This window comes from Promicromonospora sp. NPDC052451 (assembly GCF_044547525.1).
In the GTDB taxonomy this organism is placed as follows: Bacteria; Actinomycetota; Actinomycetes; order Actinomycetales; family Cellulomonadaceae; genus Promicromonospora.
This window is the reverse complement of the sequence record NZ_JBIUAP010000004.1, coordinates 45,888-66,564: the sequence shown is the minus strand read 5'-3', so window position 1 is coordinate 66,564 and position 20,677 is coordinate 45,888. Positions and strand designations below refer to the sequence as shown.

21 protein-coding genes are annotated in these 20,677 nt (G+C 72.9%); 14 read left to right on the top strand and 7 right to left on the bottom strand.

All coding sequences use genetic code 11. The annotated features are described in order from the left end of the window. The first annotated feature begins 69 nt into the window (after positions 1-69). Positions 70-687: a DUF4190 domain-containing protein gene (locus ACIG47_RS08280; protein ID WP_397430397.1), complete on the top strand. Its 618-nt coding sequence runs from the start codon at positions 70-72 to the stop codon at positions 685-687. A gap of 37 nt (positions 688-724) precedes the next feature. Here ACIG47_RS08280 and ACIG47_RS08275 read toward each other — a convergent pair whose 3' ends face one another. Then, a complete protein-coding gene (locus ACIG47_RS08275) occupies positions 725-2,122 on the bottom strand; it encodes an FAD-dependent monooxygenase (protein ID WP_397430396.1) in 1,398 nt (465 codons plus the stop codon). 106 nt (positions 2,123-2,228) lie between these two features. Between ACIG47_RS08275 and ACIG47_RS08270 the strand changes: the two genes are divergently transcribed. The 5 genes from ACIG47_RS08270 to ACIG47_RS08250 all read left to right on the top strand — a co-directional run bounded on the left by ACIG47_RS08270 (position 2,229) and on the right by ACIG47_RS08250 (position 8,537). Next, complete coding sequence (locus tag ACIG47_RS08270) at positions 2,229-2,801, top strand: TetR family transcriptional regulator (protein WP_397430395.1); 573 nt, start codon at positions 2,229-2,231, stop codon at positions 2,799-2,801. A 215-nt stretch (positions 2,802-3,016) separates the two neighbouring features. Further along, positions 3,017-4,642, top strand: coding sequence for an ABC-F family ATP-binding cassette domain-containing protein (locus ACIG47_RS08265; RefSeq protein WP_397430394.1), 1,626 nt, complete (start codon positions 3,017-3,019; stop codon positions 4,640-4,642). An 84-nt stretch (positions 4,643-4,726) separates the two neighbouring features. Then, entirely contained in the window at positions 4,727-5,734 is a 1,008-nt protein-coding gene (locus ACIG47_RS08260) for a chitinase (protein ID WP_397430393.1), read from the top strand. A 170-nt stretch (positions 5,735-5,904) separates the two neighbouring features. Beyond that, positions 5,905-7,236 carry a ricin-type beta-trefoil lectin domain protein gene (locus ACIG47_RS08255; RefSeq protein WP_397430392.1) on the top strand — a complete coding sequence of 444 codons (1,332 nt, stop codon included), beginning with the start codon at positions 5,905-5,907 and terminating at the stop codon, positions 7,234-7,236. Beyond that, on the top strand, positions 7,236-8,537 hold the full coding sequence (locus ACIG47_RS08250; protein ID WP_397430391.1) for an alginate lyase family protein: 1,302 nt from the start codon (positions 7,236-7,238) through the stop codon (positions 8,535-8,537). The genes ACIG47_RS08255 and ACIG47_RS08250 overlap by 1 nt, the downstream gene beginning before the upstream one ends. A 169-nt stretch (positions 8,538-8,706) precedes the next feature. On the opposite strand, the gene ACIG47_RS08245 is transcribed toward ACIG47_RS08250, so the two are convergent. Then, the gene (locus ACIG47_RS08245; RefSeq protein ID WP_397430390.1) at positions 8,707-9,180 is read right to left on the bottom strand and encodes a DUF6314 family protein; all 474 of its coding nucleotides are present in this window, start codon (positions 9,178-9,180) and stop codon (positions 8,707-8,709) included. 75 nt (positions 9,181-9,255) lie between these two features. Between ACIG47_RS08245 and ACIG47_RS08240 the strand changes: the two genes are divergently transcribed. Then, positions 9,256-11,352: a M3 family metallopeptidase gene (locus tag ACIG47_RS08240; protein ID WP_397430388.1), complete on the top strand. Its 2,097-nt coding sequence runs from the start codon at positions 9,256-9,258 to the stop codon at positions 11,350-11,352. A gap of 96 nt (positions 11,353-11,448) precedes the next feature. Further along, positions 11,449-12,786, top strand: coding sequence for a M20/M25/M40 family metallo-hydrolase (locus ACIG47_RS08235; protein ID WP_397417241.1), 1,338 nt, complete (start codon positions 11,449-11,451; stop codon positions 12,784-12,786). Between the two features lie 18 nt (positions 12,787-12,804). On the opposite strand, the gene ACIG47_RS08230 is transcribed toward ACIG47_RS08235, so the two are convergent. Then, on the bottom strand, positions 12,805-13,020 hold the full coding sequence (locus tag ACIG47_RS08230) for a DUF5703 family protein (protein WP_397417243.1): 216 nt from the start codon (positions 13,018-13,020) through the stop codon (positions 12,805-12,807). 117 nt (positions 13,021-13,137) lie between these two features. Here ACIG47_RS08230 and ACIG47_RS08225 point away from each other — a divergent pair, with 117 nt between their 5' ends. Continuing rightward, positions 13,138-13,461 carry a primosomal protein gene (locus tag ACIG47_RS08225; RefSeq protein ID WP_397417245.1) on the top strand — a complete coding sequence of 108 codons (324 nt, stop codon included), beginning with the start codon at positions 13,138-13,140 and terminating at the stop codon, positions 13,459-13,461. 22 nt (positions 13,462-13,483) lie between these two features. Here the strand turns inward: ACIG47_RS08225 and ACIG47_RS08220 are convergent, their stop codons facing one another. After that, a complete protein-coding gene (locus ACIG47_RS08220; protein ID WP_397430387.1) occupies positions 13,484-14,455 on the bottom strand; it encodes an aldo/keto reductase in 972 nt (323 codons plus the stop codon). A 68-nt stretch (positions 14,456-14,523) separates the two neighbouring features. On the opposite strand from ACIG47_RS08220, the gene ACIG47_RS08215 reads away from it, so the two are divergent. The 3 genes from ACIG47_RS08215 (at position 14,524) to ACIG47_RS08205 (ending at position 17,154) form a co-directional block, all read left to right on the top strand. Continuing rightward, entirely contained in the window at positions 14,524-15,444 is a 921-nt protein-coding gene (locus tag ACIG47_RS08215; RefSeq protein ID WP_397430386.1) for an undecaprenyl-diphosphate phosphatase, read from the top strand. A 63-nt stretch (positions 15,445-15,507) separates the two neighbouring features. Next, positions 15,508-16,827: a cysteine--1-D-myo-inosityl 2-amino-2-deoxy-alpha-D-glucopyranoside ligase gene (gene mshC, locus ACIG47_RS08210; protein WP_397430385.1), complete on the top strand. Its 1,320-nt coding sequence runs from the start codon at positions 15,508-15,510 to the stop codon at positions 16,825-16,827. 111 nt (positions 16,828-16,938) lie between these two features. Beyond that, positions 16,939-17,154 (top strand): hypothetical protein, encoded by a 216-nt coding sequence (locus ACIG47_RS08205; protein WP_119144627.1) that lies wholly within the window; start codon positions 16,939-16,941, stop codon positions 17,152-17,154. Positions 17,155-17,220: 66 nt separating this feature from the next. Here ACIG47_RS08205 and ACIG47_RS08200 read toward each other — a convergent pair whose 3' ends face one another. Both ACIG47_RS08200 and ACIG47_RS08195 read right to left on the bottom strand, forming a co-directional pair. Beyond that, complete coding sequence (locus ACIG47_RS08200) at positions 17,221-18,111, bottom strand: PAC2 family protein (protein ID WP_397417253.1); 891 nt, start codon at positions 18,109-18,111, stop codon at positions 17,221-17,223. Positions 18,112-18,329: 218 nt separating this feature from the next. After that, positions 18,330-18,617 (bottom strand): hypothetical protein, encoded by a 288-nt coding sequence (locus ACIG47_RS08195; protein ID WP_397417255.1) that lies wholly within the window; start codon positions 18,615-18,617, stop codon positions 18,330-18,332. Between the two features lie 139 nt (positions 18,618-18,756). Between ACIG47_RS08195 and ACIG47_RS08190 the strand changes: the two genes are divergently transcribed. Together ACIG47_RS08190 and ACIG47_RS08185 are read left to right on the top strand one after the other, a co-directional pair. Continuing rightward, positions 18,757-19,518 (top strand): helix-turn-helix domain-containing protein, encoded by a 762-nt coding sequence (locus tag ACIG47_RS08190; RefSeq protein WP_397417257.1) that lies wholly within the window; start codon positions 18,757-18,759, stop codon positions 19,516-19,518. Then, complete coding sequence (locus tag ACIG47_RS08185; RefSeq protein WP_397430384.1) at positions 19,518-19,991, top strand: NUDIX domain-containing protein; 474 nt, start codon at positions 19,518-19,520, stop codon at positions 19,989-19,991. The genes ACIG47_RS08190 and ACIG47_RS08185 overlap by 1 nt, the downstream gene beginning before the upstream one ends. Positions 19,992-20,030: 39 nt before the next feature. Here the strand turns inward: ACIG47_RS08185 and ACIG47_RS08180 are convergent, their stop codons facing one another. Next, a complete protein-coding gene (locus tag ACIG47_RS08180) occupies positions 20,031-20,651 on the bottom strand; it encodes an HDIG domain-containing metalloprotein (protein WP_397430382.1) in 621 nt (206 codons plus the stop codon). Positions 20,652-20,677 lie beyond the last annotated feature (26 nt).

Sequence of the window (20,677 nt, the reverse complement as noted above, 5' to 3'; positions counted from 1 at the left end):
GCACGGCGGGCTGATCTGTCGCCGCACCCCCTCGCGCCGTCCGGCGCGGTCGAGCACGGAAGGCACCCGATGACCCACCACGACGCATCCTCGCCGGAGGAGCCGCAGAGCCCGCCCGGCCCCCCGCAGCCGGGGTTCCCGCCCGGCCCGCAGCCCCAGGACCCCTCGGGTACCGCACCGTTGTACGGCTCTGCTCCGCAGCCGCCGTACCCTCCGGCCCCGCCGTCGTCGTACGGCCAGGGCACGCCGTCGGCGTACGGGCAGGAACCCCGGTCCCCGTACGGCCCCGGCCCCCAGCCGCAGTACCCGTCGGGCCAGCAGCCGCAGTACCCCTCCGGTCAGCTCCAGCCGTTCACTCCGCAGGGCCCGCCCCCGCAGTACGGTGCTCCGCCGCAGTACGTCTACGCGCCCGCCCCGCCGAAGAACGACCTCGGCGTGTGGTCCCTCGTGACCGGCATCCTGAGCTGGGTCGTCTGCCCGTTCGTCCTCGGCGTCGTCGCCATCGTCACCGGGAACGCCAGCCGGAAGGCGGTGCAGGAGGGCCTGGCGAACAACCCTGGCTCGGCCACGGCGGGACTCGTCCTCGGCTGGATCAACGTGGCCCTGATCGGCGTCGCGGTGCTGGTGTGGGTCGCCTTCCTGGTCCTCGGCGTTCTTGGGGCGGCCCTCTCGGTGACCCAGGTCTGAGCCGGGTCCCGCGCGGTCGAGGGCTCCCGCGCCGGCGTCAGTCGGCGTCGGCGACGTAGCCGTCCGGGCGGACCAGCAGCGTGGTCGCCCCGCCGTCGGTCCGGCGGGCCTCGACGCGTTCGGCGCGGTCGACCTCGCCGAGTGCGGCGGGCAGGTCCGCGGCGGGCGCCCCCGCCGGGGCGACGAGCACGAACCGCCCGGCCCGCAGCGCCTCGGCGAGGCGCGTGCCGCCCTCCAGCGGCAGGTCCCGGGACCGGCTCCCGACCAGCGGGTGTGCCCCGCGCGGGCGGCGGTAGGCGACGCCCAGCGCCGAGACGGTCAGCGCCGCCCGGCGGCGGACGGGGGCCACGTGCGACACCGCCCCGACGACGGCACGCCGTGCGGCCGCGGCCACGGGACCCGGGATGGTGGCGATCCGCAGGATGCCGCCGCTGACACGCAGCACCTGCCGGCCGACGGGGTGCCGTTCGGCCTCGTAGGAGCCGAGGAGGGCGTCGCGCGCGCCGGCGGGCAGCCGGAGCGCCGCGGCGAGCTTCCAGCCGAGGTTCGCGGCGTCCTGCAGGCCCGTGTTCATGCCGAGGCCGCCCGCCGGGCTGTGCACGTGCGCGGCGTCCCCGGCGAGGAGCACGCGGCCGGCGCGGTAGGTGGGCGCCTGCCGCTCGTCGGCGTGGAACCGCGACAGGAAGCGCGCCTCGGTCATGCCGTAGTCGTCGTGCAGGGTGGCGCGGGCGACGGCACGGACCTCGTCGAGGTCCACCGGCACGTCCTCGCCGACGTCGCGGTTGCCGTGCCAGCCGATGAACCGGTACCAGCCGTCGCCGAAGGGGGCGAGGAAGCCCAGGGAGTCGTTCTCCGCCGCGACGGTGAGGACGTCGTCGGGCCGGCGGGCGAGCCGGACGTCCGCCAGGACCATCGAGCGGATGACGGCGTGCCCGGGGAACGGGATGCCGACGGCCTCCCGCACCGTGGACCGGGACCCGTCGGTGCCGACCAGGTACGCGCCGCGCACCGCCGACCCGTCGGCGGCCGTGACGGTGACGCCGTCGTCGTCCTGGGTCAGGCCGGTCACCGCGGTGTCGTGCCGGAAGACGGCGCCCGCGGCCTCGGCCCGTCGCCGCAGCAGCCGCTCCACCTCGTACTGGGGCGCGATGAGCACGTACCCGAACCGCGAGGGCAGATCACCCAGGTCGAGAGTGAGGCGCTGGAAGAGCCGCAGGCTCCGCACCGGGGTGCCCTGCGGAAGCAGCTCGTCGGCCAGTCCGCGCGCGTCGAGCACCTCCAGGCTGCGGGCGTGGACGGCGAACGCCCGGGTGAGGTTGCTCAGGCCCGCCGGGCGCTTCTCCAGCACGGTGACGCGGGCCCCCGCGGTGGCGAGGTCTCCGGCGAGCAGGAGGCCGGTCGGCCCGGCTCCGACGACGATGACGTCCGTGTCCATGGTGTCCTCCTCCACTCGTTGCCAACACCTGTTGGCCAACGCTTGTTGACAAAGGTAGCGAGTCCGGATGGCGAAGGTCAACAGGTGTTGGCATACAGTTGTTGGCATGACTGGGCCCGAGACTCCCCGCCGTCGCTCCGACGCCACGCGCGCCGCGATCCTCGAGGCGGCGCGGGAACGCTTCGCCTCTGACGGGTACGAGCGTGCGACGGTGCGCGCGATCGCGCACGACGCCGGGATCGATCCCTCGATGGTGATGCGCTACTACGGCTCCAAGGAGGGCCTGTTCGCCGCGGTGATCGACGTCGAGCTCGACTTCCCGGACCCGGACGGCATCGACCCGGACGCCGTCGGCGTGGTGCTGGTGACGCACTTCCTCGACCTCTGGGAGCGGGACAGCGTGCTGCGCACCCTGCTCCGGGTGGGCGTCACGAACGCCGCCGGCTCCGACCGCCTGCGTGACGTCTTCCGGACCCAGCTCGTACCCGCCGCCCGGGCGTTCGGTCACTCCGCAGCCGACGCCGACCGGCGCGCCGCCCTGGTCGCCTCGCAGGTGCTCGGGATGGCGCTGGTGCGGTACGTGCTGCGGTTCGAGCCCGCCGTGGACCTGACGCGCGACGAGATCGTCGCGTGGCTGGCCCCCACCGTGCAGCGGTATCTCACGGCCGCGGAGCCGTGAGGGCGCCCGGGCGACGCGGATCACGTTGCACGCCCGCGTGCGTCGTGGCAGGCTGTGCACGCTCCTGCGGGTGTGCCGCGTGTGTGAGGGAGCGATCCGAAGGACTGTGATGACGGGCATCTCCCGGTACGAGACCACCTCGCGCTGACGCCTGCCCTGCTGCACCACCCGCGGTACCCGGCGTCGGCTCACAGCCACCACCCGGGAGTCCTTCGATGTTGTCCACCCCTTCCGTCGTGCTGCACGACGTCACTTTCGCCTGGCCTGACGGCGCCGTCGCGCTCGATCACGTCTCGGGCGCCTTCGGCCGTGGTCGCACCGGCCTGACCGGCCTGAACGGTGCCGGCAAGTCCACGTTGCTGCGCCTGGTCGCCGGCCTCCTAACGCCCACCTCGGGCCGGGTCGTCCTGAGCGGCGCCGCCGACTACCTGCCGCAGCGCATCACGCTCGACACGCACACCACCGTCGCCGACCTGCTGGGCATCACGCCCGTCGTGCGCGCGCTGCGCGCGATCGAGTCGGGCGACGTCGACGAGGCGCACTTCGACACCGTCGGCGACGACTGGGACGTCGAGGAGCGTGCGGTCGCGCTGCTCGCCGCCACCGGGCTGCCGACCGGCCTGGACCGGTCGGTCGGCACCCTGTCCGGCGGCGAGGCGATGCTGACCGCGATCACCGGGGTGCGGCTGCGCCAGTCGAGCGGCGGCGGCACCGTCGCGCTGCTCGACGAGCCGACCAACAACCTGGACGGCGACGCCCGCGAGCGCCTGTACGAGCTGGTGCGCGGCTGGCGGGGCGCGCTCGTCGTCGTCTCGCACGACCTGGCGCTGCTGGAGCTGATGGACGACACGGCCGAGCTGCGCGCGGGGACGCTGACCACGTTCGGCGGCCCGTACTCGGAGTACCGGGCGTGGCTGGAGGTGCAGCAGGAGGCGGCCGAGCAGGCGCTGCGGTCGGCCGAGCAGACGTTGCGCCGGGAGAAGCGCCAGCGGATCGAGGCGGAGGAGCGGATCGCGCACAGCGAGCGCAAGGGCCGTAAGGACGCCGCGAACAGCAAGTACGTCAAGGCGGTCATCAACGACCGGCGCAACAGCGCGGAGAAGGCGGCCGGTTCGCGTCGCGGGATGCTGGACGACAAGGTCGATGCGGCGCGGGCCGCCGTGGACGCGGCCGAGCGCGCGGTGCGGGACGACGACCGGATCTCGGTGGACCTGCCGGACCCGGGCGTCCCCGCGGGGCGGCGGCTGGCCGTGCTGCGCGGCGCGGACGGCCGGGAGGTGGTGATCCAGGGTCCGGAACGGGTGGCCCTGACGGGCCCGAACGGCGTGGGCAAGACGACGCTGCTGGAACGCCTCCTGTTCACCCCCGGCACTCCACGGGACGGGTGGGGCGGGGCGGCCGCGTCCGGAGAGGTCGTGACCGAGCGGGTGGCCTACCTGCCGCAGCGGGTGGACGTGCTGCCGGAGGCGGCGTCGGTGCTGGACGCCGTTCGCGCGGGTGCGCCGCACGTGCCGCCGGGCGAGCTGCGCAACCGGTTGGCCCGGTTCCTGGTGCGGGGCGCCGCGGTGGACCGGCCGGTGGCGACGCTGTCGGGCGGGGAGCGGTTCCGGGTGGCGCTGGCGAGGCTGCTGCTCGCGGACCCGCCGGCGCAGCTCCTGGTGCTGGACGAGCCGACGAACAACCTCGACATCGCCAGCACGGACCAGCTCGTGGCCGCGCTCGCGGCGTACCGTGGCGCGCTGCTGGTGGTGAGCCACGACAGGGCCTTCCTGGACCGGCTGGACCTGGACGCGGAGATCCGGCTGGACGCGGAGGGCAACCTGACGCAGGTGCGGAGGTAGCGCGTCGGGTACGGGATAACCCTGATGTGCCATATTTCACCCGGGTTGTACGGTCTCCTTACTTAGTGACCGAACCTCCGGGAGATGACGATGAAGACGAACCCGAGGCGCCTCGGCGTACTCAGCGCGCTGACCGCGGCGGTCCTCGCCGCCGGTGGCATGGCGGGCGCCGCCGCCATGGAGGTCAGCGGGCCCCGGGTCGAGCCTCAGGCCGAGGTGGCCAAGATGCCCGGCGCGCCGTACCTGTACCTCGGCTGGGGTGACCCGCAGAGCGCGACGGCGGTGATGAGCGAGACCGGCGTGTCGGCGTTCACGATGGCCTTCATGCTCTCGTCCGGCGGCTGCACCCCCGCGTGGGACGGGCAGCGGCCGCTGACGGGCGGCGTCGACCAGCAGACCATCGACGCCGTCAAGGGCGCGGGCGGTCAGGTGCAGATCTCGTTCGGCGGCTGGTCGGGCAACAAGCTGGGGCCGAACTGCTCGAGCCCGGAAGCGTTCGCGGGCGCGGTGCAGCAGGTCATCGACGCGCACGGTCCCGACGTCGTGGACTTCGACATCGAGAACACGGACGAGCTGGAGGACTACGCGGTCCAGGACCGCATCCTGCAGGGCATCGCCATCGTCAAGCAGGACAACCCCGACGTGCAGGCCGTCGTGACGATCCCGACGTCGACGACCGGGCCGGCGGGAGCCGGGGCGCGCCTCATCACACGTGCCGCCGAGCTCGGCACGCCGATCGACAACTACACGATCATGACGTTCGACTTCGGCGGCACCGACATGGTCGCCGACACGATCAGCGCGGCGCAGGGCCTGCGCGACCAGCTCAAGGCCGCGCACGGCTGGTCCGACGCCGAGGCGTACGCCCACTCGGGCATCTCGGGGATGAACGGCGTGTCCGACGTCGGAGAGACCACCACACCGGCGCAGTGGACCGAGATCCGCGACTGGGCGAGCGCGCAGGGTCTGACCCGGTTCGCGTACTGGGCGGTCAACCGGGACCGTGGCTGCGAGGGTGGCGGCGTCACCTCCAACTGCAGCGGCATCGCGCAGGAGGACCTCGCGTTCACCCGGATCACCGCCGGGTTCTAGGCCTCCGGCGCTCCTGGGCCGCCGTCGGGTACCGCCCGGCGGCGGCCCCGGCATGTCCGGGTGCGTGAACCTGTGTGGTGCCTGTACGGGGAAGCCCCAATGTTGCGGGCATCAAAGAAGTCGTACGTTCTCTTCACTTACAGCCTTGAAAGTTGAAGAGGAGGACGACCATGCAAGCACGTCTACGGCGCCGTGTCCTCGGTGGCCTCGCGACGCTCTCCCTGGTGCTCGCCACGGCGCTCGCGCTGGGCGGCCCGGTGCCCGTCGCGCAGGCCGCGACCGGGGCGATCACCGGGTACGGCGGCAAGTGCGTCGACGTCGCGGCGGCGAACCCCGCCAACGGCACGCAGGTACAGCTCTACGGCTGCAACGGCACGAGCGCCCAGACCTGGGACGTGCGCTCCGACGGCACGGTCCGTGCGCTCGGCAAGTGCCTCGACGTGGCCGACGCCGGTACGGCGAACGGCACCCGCGTGCAGATCTGGGACTGCAACGGCACGGCCGCCCAGCGGTGGACCGCCGGTGCCGACGGCACGCTGCGGGCCCTGGGCAAGTGCCTCGACGCCACCGGGCCCAGCTCGGCCGACGGCACGCCGCTGCAGATCTGGGACTGCTTCGCCGGTGACAACCAGCGCTGGGCCCTCCCGACGGACGGCGGGAATCCCCAGCCGAACCCGGCGAAGATGCCGGGCGCGCCCTACCTGTACCTGGGCTGGGGCAACCCGCCGAGCGCGACGTCGGTCATGAGCCAGACGGGCGTGCGGGCCTTCACCATGGCGTTCATCCTGTCCTCCGGAGGCTGCAACCCGGCGTGGGACGGCAGCCGCCCGCTCACCGGCGGCGTCGACCAGCAGACCATCAACGCGATCAAGGCCGCGGGCGGCCAGGTGCAGATCTCGTTCGGCGGCTGGTCCGGCAACAAGCTCGGCCCCAACTGCTCGACGCCGGCCGCCTACGCCGGAGCCGTGCAGCGGGTCATCGACGCGCACCAGCCGCACGTCGTGGACTTCGACATCGAGAACTCGGACGAGTTCGAGAACACGGTCGTGCAGGACCGCATCCTCCAGGGCCTGACCATCGTCAAGCAGAACAACCCGAACGTGAAGATCGCCGTGACGATCGGCACGGGCCGCAGCGGCCCCGAGGGTGCGGGCACCCGGCTGATCAACCGGGCCGCGCAGCTCGGCGTCCCGATCGACAACTACACGATCATGCCGTTCAACTTCGGGTCCTCGAACATCGCGCAGGACACGATCAACGCGTCCGAGGGGCTCAAGAACCAGCTCAAGGCGGCCCGCGGCTGGACGGACGCCCAGGCGTACGCGCACATGGGCATCTCCGGCATGAACGGGAGCTCCGACCAGGGCGAGATCACCACCACCGCCGCGTGGACGCAGATACGGGACTACGCGCGGAACAACGGCCTCACGCGACTGGCCTTCTGGTCGGTCAACCGCGATCAGCCCGGGTTCGAGTTCACGCGCATCACGGGAGGCTTCTGATGAGGATCCGCAGCAGGAAGGCATCCGTCCTGGTCACGCTCGCGGTCGCCGTGGGCCTGGTGCTGCCCGCGGCGGCCGCAGGGGCCGCGGCCGCCACGCCCGGGCCGCGCGCCGCCGTCGGGCAGCAGGCGCCCGCACTCCCGGACGTGGTGCCGGACGTGGTGCCGGACGCCGGGTCCGGTGCCGTGGCCGCCGACGTGCCGACCACGTTCACCCACCCCGGCGTGCACGTCAGCGCGCCGCAGCTCGCGTTCGTCCGGCAGCAGGTGCAGGCCGGGGCGCAGCCCTGGCGCAGCGCGTACGACGCGATGATGGGCAGCCGGTACGCGTCGCTGTCGTACACCCCGCACCCGCGGGCCGTGGTCGAGTGCGGGTCGTACTCCAACCCGAACTACGGGTGCACCGACGAGCGCGAGGACGCCATCGCGGCGTACACGCACGCCCTGGCCTGGTCGATCACGAGGGACACCCGCTACGCGAACAAGGCGATCTCGATCATGAACGCGTGGTCGCCGGTCATCCGGGACCACACCAACTCCAACGCCCCGCTGCAGACGGCGTGGGCCGGGTCGGTGTGGCCGCGGGCCGCGGAGATCATCCGCTACACGGGCGCGGGCTGGGCGGCGGCCGACGTCGACCGGTTCGAGACCATGCTGCGCGACGTCTACCTGCCCGAGGTGATCAACGGGTCGAACAGCAACGGCAACTGGGAGCTGTCGATGATGGAGGCGGCCGTCGGCATCGCGGTCTTCCTCGACGACCGGAACGCCTACGCCTCGGCCCGGCAGCGGTTCCTGGTCCGGGTGCCTGCGTTCATCTACCTGACCTCGGACGGGTCGGTGCCGCGCACCGTGCCGGGCTCCGGCCGGGACACGCCCGAGGAGATCTTCTCCTACTGGCACGGCCAGCGGACGCTGGTCAACGGCCTGGCGCAGGAGACCTGCCGCGACTTCACGCACACCGGCTACGGCATCTCGGCCATCTCGCACGTGGCCGAGACCGCCGCGATCCAGGGCGACGACCTGTACCCGCAGGTGGGGGAGCGGCTGCGGCACGCGCTCGGGTTCCACGCGACCTACCAGCGGGGCACGGCGGTGCCGTCCTGGCTCTGCGGCGGCTCGCTGCACCTCGGCCTCGGCCCGGTCACCGAGGTCGGGTTCAACGCCCTGCACAACCGGCAGGGCTTCGCGATGAGCAACACCCAGGCCCTGACGGAGTCCACCCGCCCGGCGGGCACCAACAACCTGTTCGTCGCGTGGGAGACCCTGACCCACGCGGACAACCCGAACGTGCTGCCGTGAGGACCTGACCGGGCGGCTTCGGCCCTCGGTATCGCGGGGTCGGCAGCGTGCATCGCGAAGTCGGCAGTCTGCCTCGAGGTCGGCACAGGCCTGTGCCGACCTCGAGGCAGACTGCCGACCGGCTGGCAAGCTGCCGACCTCGGCGTTCTCTGTGGCAGGGGGACGCGGCTCAGGGGCGCCCCGTGTACCAGGTGTGCATCAGGTAGTCCTTCTCCGGCCCGGTCACGTGCCAGCGCAGCTCCCACGACGACGCCGTCCGCGCCGGCACCTCGATCCCGCCCTGGTACAGGTCCCGCCCGCACAGGTGCTCGACGGCGCCCGCGGTCCACGGGTGGAAGTCGCGGCCGTCCTCGAAGGTCACGCGCCACGGCGGCTCGCGGTCGCCGGCCGGGTCCCCGGACGGCGCGTCGTCGTCCGACCTGCCCGACGGCGCCTGCCCGCGCCGGTCACGCACGATGAACAGCGTCCGCGTCACCGGCGTGCTGCCTGCCGCCCAGCGCAGCGTGCCGTGCTCGGCCCAGCACACCCGGCCGTCGTCCTGGAGCGAGAACCGGGCCTCGCCGTCGGCGGTGTACTCCGCGCCGTCCGCGTGCCGGATCTCCCGCCGGAAGTCCCAGGTGCCGACGAGCTGCAGAGGATCCACGCCCCGACCCTAACCGCTCCCGCCCGCCCGGAAAGCGTGCGCCCACGGCCCCGCCGATGGGTGAGGATGTTCCCCATGACCTCGACGCATGAGACCACCACGCCCACGGAGCTGGACCCGGCCAACCCGTTCGCCGCGCCGTCCACCCTCCCGTACGGGCTGCCCGACTTCTCCGCGATCCGCGAGGAGCACTACGAGCCGGCGATCCTGGCCGGCATGGCGGCCCAGCGCGCCGAGGTCGAGGCGATCGCCACCAACCCCGAGCCCGCCACCGTCGAGAACACGCTGGAGGCGCTGGAGCGGTCCGGCCAGCTCCTGGGACGGGCCGCTCGTGCGTACTTCAACCAGCTCCCGTCCGACTCCACGCCCGGCCTGGAGGACATCCAGGAGCGGCTCGCGCCGCTGTTCGCCGCCCACCAGGACGCGATCACCATGGACGCCCGCCTCCATGCGCGGGCCAAGGCCCTGGCCGACGCCGCCGCGGCCGGCGACCTGGAGCTCGAGCCCGACACCGCGTACCTGCTCGAGAAGCTGATGACCCAGTTCAAGCGCTCCGGCATCGAGCTGTCCGAGGCCGACCAGGACACGCTGCGCGATCTCAACGCGCGGATCACGACGCTGGAGGCGAGCTTCGGGCGCAAGCTCCTGGCCGGCGCCAACGAGGCGAGCGTGCTCGTGACCGACGAGGCCGACCTCGCCGGGCTCTCCGCCGACGCCAAGGCCGGCGCGCGCGCCGCCGCCGAGGCGCGGGGCCAGGACGGCTGGCTCCTGGAGATGCAGCTCTTCACGCACCAGAACGTGCTCGCCTCGCTCGAGGTCGCGGCCACGCGCGAGCGCGTGCAGAGCGCCTCCATGGCGCGCGGTGCCACCGGCGGCGAGAACGACACCCGCGAGGTGCTCCTGGAGCTCGCGCTGCTGCGCGCCCGCCGCGCGCAGCTGCTCGGCTACGAGCACCACGCCGCGTACATCGCCGCCGACGCCACGGCCGGCACCACCGCCGCGGTCAACGAGATGCTCGGGCGCCTCGCGCCCGCCGCCGTCGCCAACGCCCGGCGTGAGGCCGCGGAGCTCGCGAAGGTCGGCGGCTCGGCCGACGGCGTGGCCGCCGCCGACTGGTCCTACCTCAACGAGGCCGTGCGCAAGGAGCGCTTCGACCTGGACGACGCCGCCCTGCGCCCCTACCTCGAGCTCGAGCGCGTGCTGCACGACGGCGTCTTCACGGCCGCCGGCCTGCTGTTCGGCCTCTCCTTCGTCGAGCGCCCCGACCTGCCGGGCTACCACCCGGACGTCCGCGTCTTCGAGGTGTTCGACAGCGTCGAGCCGGGGGAGCCGAACACCGGGCTGGGCCTGTTCCTCGGCGACTTCTACACCCGCGAGTCGAAGCGTGGCGGCGCCTGGATGGACAGCCTCGTGGTGCAGAGCGCCCTGCTGGACGAGAAGCCCGTCGTGGTCAACAACCTCAACATCGTCAAGCCGCCGGCCGGCGAGCCCACGCTGCTGGTGTGGGACGAGGTGACCACCCTCTTCCACGAGTTCGGTCACGCGCTGCACGGCCTGCTGAGCGACGTGCGCTACCCGTCGCAGTCCGGTACCTCCGTGCCGCGCGACTTCGTCGAGTACCCCTCCCAGGTCAACGAGATGTGGTCCTGGGAGCCGGAGATCCTGAAGTCCTTCGCGGTGCACCACGCCACCGGCGAGCCCATGCCCGCCCAGTGGGTGGACACCATGCTGGCCTCCCGCGTCTGGGGCGAGGGCTTCTCGACCACGGAGTACCTCGCCGCCGCGCTGCTCGACCAGGCGTGGCACCAGCTCACCCCCGAGCAGGTGCCGACGTCGGTCGACGACGTGCTGCCGTTCGAGGCGGCGGCGCTCGCGGCCGCGGGCGTGGACTTCGCCTCCGTGCCGCCCCGGTACCGCAGCACGTACTTCAACCACATCTTCGGCGGCGGCTACTCGGCGGGGTACTACTCGTACATCTGGTCCGAGGTGCTCGACGCCGACACCGTGCAGTGGTACGCGGAGAACGGCGGGCTCACGCGCGAGAACGGGGAGGCGTTCCGGCGCAAGCTGCTCGCCCGCGGCGGGTCGCAGGACCCGCTGGCCTCGTTCGAGGACCTGCGGGGCCGTGCGGCCGACATCACGCCGCTGCTGGAGCGGCGCGGACTGGCCTGACCTCGCGGAGCGGGCCGCTGACTCGCCGCGCCGTGCAGCGAGTCAGCGGGCCGGTCGGGATTCCGGCAGGTTGCCCGGCCGGTTACCGTGGCCCCTGTGACTGAGACTGTGCCGACTTCCGCGCCCGTGCCCACCGCCGCCGACGAGGTGGTCCGGATCTGTCAGGAGCTGATCCGGTTCGACACCTCGAACTACGGCACCGACGACGGGCCGGGGGAGCGGGCCGCGGCCGAGTACGTCATGGAGCTGCTGCACGAGGTCGGCCTGGAGCCCGAGCTGTTCGAGTCCCGGCCGGGGCGGGCGTCCGTCGTCGTGCGCCTGGAGGGGCAGGACCGGGCGCGGCCCGCGCTGGTGCTGCACGGGCACCTGGACGTGGTGCCGGCCGCGAAGGACGACTGGAGCGTGGACCCGTTCGGCGGCGAGGAGACCGACGGGCTGCTCTGGGGCCGTGGTGCCGTGGACATGAAGGACATGGACGCCATGATCCTGGCGGTCGTCCGGCAGATGGCGCGTGAGGGCCGCAAGCCCGCCCGCGACGTGGTGGTGGCGTTCTTCGCCGACGAGGAGGCCGGCGGGGTGCACGGCGCCCGGTGGGCCGTGGACCACCGGCCCGACCTGTTCGAGGGCGCCACGGAGGCGATCTCGGAGGTCGGCGGCTTCTCCGTGGAGGTGGGCGGCAAGCGCGCCTACCTGCTCCAGACGGCGGAGAAGGGCATCGCCTGGCTGCGGCTGATCGCCGAGGGCCGCGCCGGGCACGGCTCCCAGATCAACGAGGACAACGCGGTGGCCGAGCTCGCCGCGGCCGTGGCCCGGATCGGGCAGCACGCCTGGCCGTACACCATCACGCCCACGGTGGACGCGCTGCTGCGCGGTGTCGGCGACCTCACCGGCCTGCGGGTCGACCTGTCCGACCCGGCCTCCGTGGACGAGCTGGTCGCGGCGCTCGGGCCGGCGGCGAAGTTCGTGGGCGCCACGGTGCGCAACACGTCCAACCCGACGCAGCTCGCGTCCGGGTACAAGGCCAACGTGATCCCCGGCCGGGCCGAGGCGACCGTGGACGTGCGGCTCCTGCCGGGCCAGGAGGAGTCCGGCATGGCGACGCTGCGCGAGCTCGCCGGGCCCCGGGTGCGGATCGAGCCGATCCACCTGGACACGGCCCTGGAGGTGCCGTTCAGCGGGTCCCTGGTCGACGCCATGGTGGCGGCCATCGACGCCGAGGACCCGGGGGCCACGGTGCTCCCGTACACGCTCTCGGGCGGCACGGACAACAAGTCGCTGGACCGGCTGGGCATCACGGGCTACGGGTTCGCGCCGCTGCGGCTGGAGGGCGACCTCGACTTCGCCGGGATGTTCCACGGCGTGGACGAGCGGGTGCCGACCGACGCGCTGCGGTTCGGCACCCGCGTGCTGGACCGGCTGCTGGCGACCTGCTGACGCGGGTGCGCCGCAGGGTCAGAGGGTCGAGCGGACCCGGATGATCTTGCGGCGCAGCCAGACCTTGCGTCTGCCGCCGATGTAGAGAAGAGTCCTCGCCAGCTCCCAGCGGCCGTACTCGGCCTCCTCGGTGAGCACCTTGCGGGCGTCCGGCACGGTGGTGCCCGGTTCGAACGTCACGACGCGGTACTCGTACTGACTGTGCTTGTGCAACAAGGATCCTTCTCTCGCCATCTGATGCACCGTCCTCGGGTCGCGGGTGAGGTCAGTTTATGCCGGTTTCGTTGCAGTGCGATGACAGCCACGGATTTCGTCTGCCCATTGTGGCCCACGGGGCGCTACCTTCAAGGCATGACCGTTGAACCGCGTGCCGCGCTCGATCGCCTCATTGCCGCACTCGAGGCCCACCATCACGCGGTCGCCACTCGCCGGAGTGACGACGACCCCGCCGTCGACGACGCCTACGACGTGCTCGCCGACGCCTACGAGGTGTACGAGGAGTCCCTGGCGACGGTGTTCGGCGAGGTGACGCCCTTCTACCTGGCCGACGAGGTCGACGACGACGAGGACGAGGACGACGACGAGGACCTCGACGACCTCGACTTCGACGACGACCTCGACGACGCGGACGAGAGCGCCCAGGAGGACGAGCCCCAGCCCGCACGGCAGGGCTGAGCCGGGTCCGGCACGGGTACGGTCACCAGCGCTCCGGGTAGCCGAGGTCGGGGGCGGACACGTCGTCGAGCGCGGCGTGCACCTCGTACGGCAGCTCCAGGGTCGCGGCCTGGAGCGACGAGCGCAGCTGGGCCGGCGTGCGCGCGCCCAGGATCGCCGACGCGAGGCCGTCGCGCTCCAGCAGCCACGCCACGGCGACCTCCCCGGGCGTGCGGCCCAGGCCCTCGGCGGCCGTCGCCACGGCCTCGACGACGGCGGACGCCGAACCCTCCAGGTACGGCTGGACGAACCCCGCGAGCGCCCCGGCGGCCCGGGAGTCCGCCGGGATGGCGCGCCGGTACTTGCCGGTGAGCACGCCGCGCCCGAGCGGCGACCAGGCGAGCAGGCCCACGCCCAGGGCGTCGGCGGCGGGCAGCACGTCGCGCTCCGCGCCGCGCTGCAGCAGCGAGTACTCCAGCTCGACGGCGGCCAGGCCGACGTCGGGCTCCAGCAGCGTCGCGGCGCGGGCCGTGGCCCAGCCGGGGTGGTTGCTCAGCCCGACGTACCGGGCGCGCCCGCTGGTGACGGCGATGCGCAGCGCACCCGCCGTCTCCTCCAGGGACGTGTTCGGGTCGGGGCACGCCACGAGGAACAGGTCCACGTGGTCGGTGCCCATCCGGGCCAGCGACTCGTCGAGGCTGTCGAGCAGGCCGCCGCGGGAGGCGTCCACGACGCGACCGGGGCCGTCGGGCCGGGCCTCGGACCGGATGCCCGCCTTGGTGGCCAGGACGAGCTCGCGGCGCGCGACCTTGCCCGACAGCAGGGTGCCGATGACCCGCTCCGCGTCGCCGTCGGCGTAGCTGGCTGCGGTGTCGAGCAGGGTGCCGCCGGCGTCGAGGAAGTCCCGCACCTGCTCCGCCGCGTCGATCTCGTCGGTGTCGCGGCCCCATGTCATGGTCCCGAGCCCCAGCTCGGAGACCCGTAGGCCGGAGGTGCCCACGCGCCGTCGTTCCATGTATGGAAGGCTACCCGCGGCCGTCGCGGGTGCGTCCGGAGGCGCGCCGTGGGGTAGTGTCACGGCCCGTGACTGCGTGGGAAGCGATCCTTCTGGGCCTGGTGCAGGGTCTGACCGAGTTCCTCCCGATCTCGTCGTCGGCGCACCTGCGGATCGTCGGTGAGCTGCTCGGCTCGGGCGACCCCGGCGCGGCCTTCACGGCGATCACGCAGATCGGTACCGAGGCGGCCGTGATCATCTACTACCGCCAGAAGATCGGGGCCATCCTCGTCGCCTGGTTCCGGGCGCTCTCCGGCCGCAACGGCACGGGCTGGCGCGCCCGCACGGGCCTGGGCCCGCGTCCCGGCTCCGTCGACGTGCGGCACGGCCGGCCGGGCGTCGTCGCCGACCACGACGCCGCGATGGGCTGGTACATCATCCTCGGCTCGATCCCGATCGTGGTGCTGGGTCTGCTGTTCGAGGACTACATCGAGAACACGTTCCGCAACCTGTGGATCACCGTCTTCATGCTGGCGTTCTTCGGTCTGCTGCTGCTCCTGGCCGACGTCTTCGGCCGCCAGGAGCGCGAGCTCACCTCGCTCACGGGACGCAGCGCCATCGGCTTCGGGCTGGCGCAGGCGCTCGCGCTCGTACCCGGGGTGTCCCGCTCGGGCGGCACCATCACCGCCGGCCTGACCATGGGCTTCACGCGCAAGGCGGCTGCGGACTACTCCTTCCTGCTCGCGCTGCCCGCGGTGCTCGGCTCCGGCTTCTACCAGCTCGTCAAGACCCTGGGCGAGCCGCTGCCCGCCGGTGCGCCCGGGTGGGGTGCCACGATCATCGCGACGATCGTCGCGTTCGGCGTCGGGTACGCCGTGATCATCGGGTTCCTCAAGATCATCGGGAACTACTCGTACAAGCCGTTCGTGTTCTACCGGTTCGCGCTCGCGGGCCTCGTGGTGTGGCTCCTGGTGTCGGGCACGATCGACGCGCAGGGCGGGGTCGCGTAGACCACACCCCGGGAGGCCCTGACGTGGTCCGGAGGTGTCACAGGCGGCGGTTATCGTTGTCGCGTGCACGCCTGGCCCACACCCCAAGTCCCCGAGCTTCCCGGCTTCCCCGCCCCCGGACCGGTGCGGGTCCACGACTCGTCCACGGGTGAGCTCGTCGAGGCCGCGCCGGGGCCGCAGGCCCGGCTGTACGCCTGCGGCATCACCCCGTACGACGCCACGCACATCGGGCACGCCAACACCTACGTCGCGTTCGACCTGCTGGTGCGGGCATGGCTGGACGCCGGCAAGGACGTCGTCTACACCTCGAACGTCACGGACGTGGACGACCCGCTGCTGGAGCGTGCCGAGGCGACCGGCGTGGACTGGCGGGACCTGGCCGCGTCCCAGATCGCGCTGTTCCGCGAGGACATGACGGCGCTCGGCGTCGTCCCGCCGCGCACCTGGACGGGGGCCGTGGAGTCGGTGCCCGACGTCGCGCGGGCCGTGGCCGACCTGCTGGAGTCCGGCGCGGCCTACCGCGTGCCGCTGGAGCCGGGCGCCGGTGGCACGACGCCGGAGCTGGGTGACGTCTACGCCGACCTCACCGCGGACCCGCGCTTCGGGACCGTCGCCCACCTCGACCGCGAGCAGGCCCTGGCCACGTTCGCCGAGCGCGGCGGCGACCCGGGCCGCGAGGGCAAGAAGGACGCGCTGGACCCGCTGCTGTGGCGCCGGGAGCGCGCGGGAGAGCCCGCGTGGGACGGCGGTCCGCTCGGCACGGGTCGCCCGGGCTGGCACATCGAGTGCGCCGTGATCGCGCGCGACGGCCTCGGCCTGGCGGGAGGCGAACGGTTCGACGTGCAGGGCGGCGGCTGCGACCTGCTGTTCCCGCACCACGAGATGTCGACGTCGCACCTGCGGCTGCTGTGTCCGACGTCCGAGGCCGAGGCCGAGGCCGAGCCGGCCGCGGCGCGCACCCACGTGCACGCGGGGCTGGTCGCCTACCAGGGCGAGAAGATGAGCAAGTCGCTCGGCAACCTCGTGCTGGTCTCCCGTCTGCGCGAGGACGGCCACGACCCGATGGCGGTCCGCCTGGCTCTCCTGGCGCACCACTACCGCACCGAGTGGGAGTGGGACGAGACCTCGCTGCCGGCCGCCGAGGCCCGGCTGGCCCGGTGGCGAGACGCGGTCTCGGGCAACGGCGGCCCGTCGGCGGGCGAGACCCTCGTGGCGGTCCGTGCGGCCCTCGCCGAGGACCTGGATGCACCCGCCGCGCTGGCCGCGGTCGACGCCTGGGCCGAGGTGGCGCTGGACCCCGCCCGGGACACCTCGGCGGACGAGGAAGGTGCGCCCGGGATCATCTCCCGGATGGTGAACGCCCTGCTCGGAGTGCGTATCTGAGGCTCCGGCGGGGGCGTCCGGGCCAGGTAGGCCAGAGCCACGGCATGCGCTTGCCAGGTTAGTTTTGACCCCTGCTTCCGTTTGCATTTAACCCGGTGCAGGATGGGGAGCATGACGGAGTACGAGGAAGACTTCACGGGTGAGACCCGGGTTACCGTCACCACGACGCCCCGGTGCAGCACGCGGTATCGCGTCGTACGCAACGGACCGGGGTTCGCACCGGTCTACGACCGCGTCGAGGACGCCGCACGGTGTCTGGAGACCTGGGTCGGTTACCACGGTCCGGACGCAGGAGTACGGATCGAGCCGATCTCGAGCAGCGTGTGACCCACGCCGAAGGACGAGTCAAGGCCTGAGCCCCCTGCGGGGCTCAGGCCTTCGTCCGTCCGCGGCTCAGAGCTTCTCCGGACCCGGGTCCTTGCCGCCGTCCTTGCCGCCGATGTCGCGCCGGCGCAGGTAGCGCTCGAACTCCCGCGCGATGGCGTCGCCCGACGCCTCCGGCAGCTCCGCGGTGTCCTTGGCCTCCTCGAGCTGGGCCACGTACTCGGAGATCTCCGAGTCCTCCGACGCCAGCTCGTCCACACCGTGCTGCCAGGCCGCCGCGTCGTCGGGCAGCTCGCCCATCGGCACGGACTCGCCGAGGATCTCCTCCACGCGCGTCAGGATCGCGAGCGTCGCCTTGGGGGACGGCGGGTTGGCCACGTAGTGCGGCACGGCCGCCCACAGGCTGACGGACTGCAGGCCCCGCTCCGCGGCCTCGTGCTGCAGCACCCCCACGATGCCTGTCGGGCCCTGGTAGGTGTTGGCCTCGATGTCGAGCACGGACTGCAGGCCCACGCTGTCGGACGTCGCGGTCATCGGGATCGGGCGCGTGTGCGGCACGTCGGCCAGCAGCGCGCCGAGCGTGATGACGGTGCGGACGTCCAGCTCCTCCGCGACCTTCAGCAGCTCCTCGCAGTACTTGCGCCAGCGCATCGACGGTTCGACGCCGTGCACCAGCACGACCTTGCGTGTCCCCACCTGGGCCACCGAGACGGACGTCGTCGGCCAGGTGATGGAGCGCTTGCCGTCGTCGTCCAGCGAGATGTAGGGCCGGTTGACCTGGAAGTCGTGGAACTCCTCGGGATCGAGCTCGGTCACCTTCTCGGCGCCCCACACCTCGGCCAGGTGCGTGAGGGCCGTCGTGGCGGCGCTCCCCGCGTCGTTCCACCCTTCGAAGGCAGCCAGGAGCACGGTCTGGCGAGGCGAGGCCTGCTCCGGCTGCTCGTGATGCGCGTCGGTCATCCCCCCAGCCTAGGGCGTGGGACGCTCGGCGTGACCGGGGGCGCGTGCACGTTCGCGGACGGGCGAATCGGCGTGTCGTGCCCGTGGTGCCGCCTGACCCGGAACTGGCTTGGAACTGCGCGGACCTGGCCTGGAACTGGCTCGGACCTGGCGTAGAGCTGGCGCAGAACTGGCCCGGGACTGGCCCGGGACTGGCCCGGAACTGGCGCAGAGACGGCTCAGAGAACCGGCATGCCGGCGCGCAGCGCGCCGCGGACCTGCACCTCGACGCCCCGCCAGGTCCCGGTCCACAGCGTGTACCCGGGGTCCATCATGCGCTGGTCGATGGCGTGGTCGAGGCCGAGCGCGCGGGCGATGCTCTCGCCGTCGTCCAGGTGCCAGGGCTGCAGGCACACCCGCTCGGGCGTGACGGTCAGCACCTCGATCCAGTCGGCACGCACGTGCCGCAGCAGATCGATGACATCGCCGAGACGTTCGGTGACCGACTGCGACGCAATGGGGTTCACGGGACTCTCCGGGACGGGGCGGACAGGGTCGGCTGGCTCATTTCCACGGTGCGACTCCACTGTGCGCCGGGCACACGGGACGTGCCATCGGCAGCGCGCGGGACGTTTCGGTGATAGATACGTCCCTGGGGGTGAGCGCATGAGGAACCAACGACTGGTCGCCGCGATGGCTCAGGCGGGTCTGAGCCAGGTGCGGCTGGCCGCCGCGGTGGGCGTGGACCCGAAGACCGTGGAGCGCTGGGTGGCCCAGGGGCGCACGCCGCACCCGCGGCACCGGGTCGCGGTGTCCGACGCGCTGGGCTGCGACGTCGCGGCGCTGTGGGGCGACGTGGACCGGGCCGAGGCCGCGGCGCAGGAGATCGTCGGGGTGTACCCGGCGCGCCGCGCCGTGCCCTCCGGGACGTGGCAGGCCTTTCTCGCGGGCGTCGAGCAGCGGTTCGAGCTGCACGCCTTCGCGGCGACGTTCCTGCCCGACCAGACGCTCGACCTGACCACCGAGATCGTCACCATGGCGGCCCGCGGCGTGCGGGTACGGCTGCTCCTGGGCGACCCGGACGGCGCGGCCGTGGCGGTCCGCACGCAGGAGGAGGGCGGTACGGGCCTGGCGGGCCGGATCGCGCTGGTGCTCGCCTACCTGGCGCCCGCGCTCGGGACGCCCGGGGTGGAGGTGCGGCTGCACGACAGCACCCTGTACGCGACCACGTTCCGGTTCGACGACGACCTGCTGGTCAACACGCACGTCTGGGGCGCGCCCGCGGGCGCGAACCCCCTGCTGCACCTCAAGGACGGCCCGGAGGCGTCGATGGCGCCGGCTTACCAGGCCGGTTTCGAGCGGGTCTGGAGCACCGCGAAACCACTTGAAGCATGGCCCCGGACGGAGGACTCGGACAGGGTGGCGTGATGGCGCGGTTCGACTACTTCGACGACCCGTCCGCGCCGCCCGTCAACTCGGTGGTCCCGTCGGTCACGGTGGCGGTGCGGGACGACGTCGGCCGGCTCCTGCTCATCCACCGCACCGACAACGGTCTCTGGGCGCTGCCCGGCGGCGGCATCGACCCCGGTGAGACCGTGCGCCAGGCGGGCGTGCGCGAGACGGAGGAGGAGACGGGCTACCGCGTGCGGATCACGGGGCTCGTGGGCATCTACACCGACCCGCGGCACGTCATCGTGTACTCAGACGGCGAGGTCCGCGCCCAGTTCTCGATCTGCATGCGCGGCTCGGTCACGGGCGGGGCCGCGCGGACGTCGGGGGAGTCCAGCGAGGTGGTCTGGCAGCAGGTCGACCGCCTGGGCGACCTGGACATCCACCCTTCGATGCGCCTGCGCATCGAGCACGCGGTGGACCCGACGCGGACCGAGCCCTACCTGACCTGAGCCGACCCGGGCGGGCGTTCGCCCGCCCGGGTCCGTCGCCTACCGGGCCGGCCGGTCGAGCTGCCGCTCGATGCGGGACACCATCTGGCGCAGCCCGGGCTCGGCGTGCTGCATGCTGCGCGACACCAGGTGGCCGGGCGGGTAGCGGTCGTAGATGTGCTCGAACCGCTCGTCGACCGTCACGGTCTCGCCCCGGGCCGACGTGGTGATGTCGCAGTAGGTGAGCAGGTCCAGCAGCTCGCCCGACGGCGCGGGGAACTCCCGCCGCAGCGTCACGTCCAGCCCCCGCTCGGCGGCCTCGACCGTCGCGGACGTGTGGTGCGCCACCAGGCCGGTCAGCTCGGCCGAGGCGCCGAGGGACCGCAGGTAGCGCGCGCCGTCGAGCTGGTGCAGGCCCGTGTCCCGTGCGGCCGCGGCGTACCCGACGTCGTGCAGGTAGGCGGCGGTGACCAGGAGCGACGGCCGGCCCAGGACCCGCGCCACGTGCTCGGCGCGCCGACCCACGCCGAGCGAGTGCGCGAGCCGGTCGGCCCCGGGGTCGAAGAGCTCCGAGAGGAGCGCCTGGGCTCCCGCGGGGTCGATCTCCCGCGGGGTGGTTCCTTGCATCGGTTCACCGTAGAGCGCCGCGTCGTCGACGGCGCGCCGGGTGAAGAGGGACATGGTCCTGGTACGCGTGCCGCTCCGCA

Coding starts and splice junctions, on each gene's coding strand:
- ACIG47_RS08280 (WP_397430397.1), top strand. CDS start 70: ATGACCCACCACGACGCATCCTCGCCGGAGGAGCCGCAGAGCCCGCCC.
- ACIG47_RS08275 (WP_397430396.1), bottom strand. CDS start 2,122: ATGGACACGGACGTCATCGTCGTCGGAGCCGGGCCGACCGGCCTCCTG.
- ACIG47_RS08270 (WP_397430395.1), top strand. CDS start 2,229: ATGACTGGGCCCGAGACTCCCCGCCGTCGCTCCGACGCCACGCGCGCC.
- ACIG47_RS08265 (WP_397430394.1), top strand. CDS start 3,017: ATGTTGTCCACCCCTTCCGTCGTGCTGCACGACGTCACTTTCGCCTGG.
- ACIG47_RS08260 (WP_397430393.1), top strand. CDS start 4,727: ATGACGATGAAGACGAACCCGAGGCGCCTCGGCGTACTCAGCGCGCTG.
- ACIG47_RS08255 (WP_397430392.1), top strand. CDS start 5,905: ATGCAAGCACGTCTACGGCGCCGTGTCCTCGGTGGCCTCGCGACGCTC.
- ACIG47_RS08250 (WP_397430391.1), top strand. CDS start 7,236: ATGAGGATCCGCAGCAGGAAGGCATCCGTCCTGGTCACGCTCGCGGTC.
- ACIG47_RS08240 (WP_397430388.1), top strand. CDS start 9,256: ATGACCTCGACGCATGAGACCACCACGCCCACGGAGCTGGACCCGGCC.
- ACIG47_RS08230 (WP_397417243.1), bottom strand. CDS start 13,020: ATGGCGAGAGAAGGATCCTTGTTGCACAAGCACAGTCAGTACGAGTAC.
- ACIG47_RS08225 (WP_397417245.1), top strand. CDS start 13,138: ATGACCGTTGAACCGCGTGCCGCGCTCGATCGCCTCATTGCCGCACTC.
- ACIG47_RS08220 (WP_397430387.1), bottom strand. CDS start 14,455: ATGGAACGACGGCGCGTGGGCACCTCCGGCCTACGGGTCTCCGAGCTG.
- ACIG47_RS08205 (WP_119144627.1), top strand. CDS start 16,939: ATGACGGAGTACGAGGAAGACTTCACGGGTGAGACCCGGGTTACCGTC.
- ACIG47_RS08200 (WP_397417253.1), bottom strand. CDS start 18,111: ATGACCGACGCGCATCACGAGCAGCCGGAGCAGGCCTCGCCTCGCCAG.
- ACIG47_RS08190 (WP_397417257.1), top strand. CDS start 18,757: ATGAGGAACCAACGACTGGTCGCCGCGATGGCTCAGGCGGGTCTGAGC.
- ACIG47_RS08185 (WP_397430384.1), top strand. CDS start 19,518: ATGGCGCGGTTCGACTACTTCGACGACCCGTCCGCGCCGCCCGTCAAC.
- ACIG47_RS08180 (WP_397430382.1), bottom strand. CDS start 20,651: ATGTCCCTCTTCACCCGGCGCGCCGTCGACGACGCGGCGCTCTACGGT.